Origin of the sequence: Vibrio sp. 10N.222.48.A3 (assembly GCF_041475345.1) — a bacterium.
Classification (GTDB): domain Bacteria; phylum Pseudomonadota; class Gammaproteobacteria; order Enterobacterales; family Vibrionaceae; genus Vibrio; species Vibrio tasmaniensis_A.
Window position 1 is genome coordinate 1 of the sequence record NZ_JBFRVX010000688.1, and the last position, 1,542, is coordinate 1,542.

A 1,542-nucleotide genomic window follows, 5' to 3' on the forward strand; every position below is an offset into this window, starting at 1 on the left:
CTAGTGGACCAAGGGCTGTGTAAAAAGCTGCGCTCAACTATATCGGCCAAACGAAATCGCTTCCAAAGTAACTCGCCGACTGAAGCTGAAAAAACCAAAGTCACGATGGGCGTCATTGGTATTAATTACAAAGTAAATGAAAGTGATGGCTTTGGGGATTGTTTTGGTAAGAAAAACATCTACCACGCAAAAGATGGTGAAGATGTGTACAAGTACATTCTGAATTTGATTAATGAAGAAACCGGAAAACTAAAGGATTAACATGAGATACCTAGTAATTATGTCTACGATACTACTGTCTCCATTGAGCTATGCAAACTGCTTGGGCAATGTCGGCGAATACGTCACTTCGAAAACGTTGGTGTCTTCTCATACTGTTACGACACAAGTGACTGGAAAGCTAATAAAGCTTGATGAAAAACCTCAAAATGAGGTGCTCAATAGAGAGAGTGAAGTCATTCAAATCGCAGCTCAAGATGATGTCTGTTTCTATGATAAAGCGACGCAATCTTTGGTGCTCAATTATCCAACTAACGTGTACCTATTGGATGAAAACCATAAACAAGTATTAGGGCAGTACCTTAGCTTGGTGGGAGATAAATCCAAGATTTATATAGAAGGTCATGCAGATAGCTTAGGCAGTAAAAGCTACAACAAAGCACTGTCATCTCGCCGAGCAGGACAAGTGGCGAGCTACTTGAAGAAAGATCTTCATCAAGGGAATCGCATTGTTGAATATGCGTATGGCGAAAGTGCACCAATTTGTAAAGTCACAGACAATAAGGCAACAGGTTGTAACCGACGAGTTGTGATAACAGTTAAGTCGTAATGGGCTTTGTTGTCGTTGTCTGTATTTTTATTTTTTGGGCCGCTCTGTTAAGTGGTGTGTAAAGAAAAGGGAACCCGTTTGGGTTCCCTTTTTAATCTATAGCGTTATTCGTTTAACCAGGTAAAGTACCCAAACAGTTACAACGTGGGTTCTGGTAGTTCTGTAGCCATAACTTGAGCCGGTGTTAGATACTTGCATAACTCATCATAAGGAATAGGGCGAGAGAAGTAGTAACCTTGCATTAAGTCACATCCGCATGCTTTTAGAATCGCGAAGTGTTCGTTTGATTCTACGCCTTCTGCCAACACCACCATACCGAAGTTTTTACCGATAGCGATGATGTTCTGGACCATTGTTAGTGACTGTTGATCGACTGCTATGTTTTCAATGAAACTCTTATCAATCTTAAGTTCGTCGATAGGGAGTGCTTTTAACATGCTCAATGACGAGTAGCCCGTACCGAAGTCATCCAGAGAGATCTTAATATCGTTTTCTTTGAGGGCTTCAAATAGTGGTTTCACTATAGCCACATCTTCAATGAACAAGCTTTCAGTAATCTCGAGCGTTAAACAGCTTGGTGAGAACTGATATTTCTCAAGCGTAGTGAATAGGTGTTCTGAGAACGACTTATGTGAAAACTGACGTACGGATATATTGATCGAAAGACCGATCTTTTGTTCTATCGTTCGGTGTAAATGAGCGATCTGCATAAC

The 1,542-nt window shown here is 40.8% G+C and carries 2 protein-coding genes and 1 pseudogene; 2 read left to right on the plus strand and 1 reads right to left on the minus strand.

Going from position 1 to position 1,542, the window contains the following annotated elements; genetic code table 11:
* Both AB4653_RS18410 and AB4653_RS18415 read left to right on the plus strand, forming a co-directional pair.
* Window positions 1-261: pseudogene (locus AB4653_RS18410) on the plus strand (pilus assembly protein TadG); the annotation flags it as partial.
* A gap of 1 nt (window position 262) precedes the next feature.
* Complete coding sequence (locus AB4653_RS18415; protein WP_012600426.1) at window positions 263-829, plus strand: OmpA family protein; 567 nt, start codon at window positions 263-265, stop codon at window positions 827-829.
* 137 nt (window positions 830-966) lie between these two features.
* On the opposite strand, the gene AB4653_RS18420 is transcribed toward AB4653_RS18415, so the two are convergent.
* Window positions 967-1,542: EAL domain-containing protein (locus tag AB4653_RS18420; RefSeq protein WP_372104937.1), on the minus strand; the 576-nt coding region annotated here is incomplete at its 5' end.

What these genes read in the sequence shown, in the direction of transcription:
- AB4653_RS18415 (WP_012600426.1), top strand. Translation starts at nt 263, where the DNA reads ATGAGATACCTAGTAATTATGTCTACGATACTACTGTCTCCATTGAGC.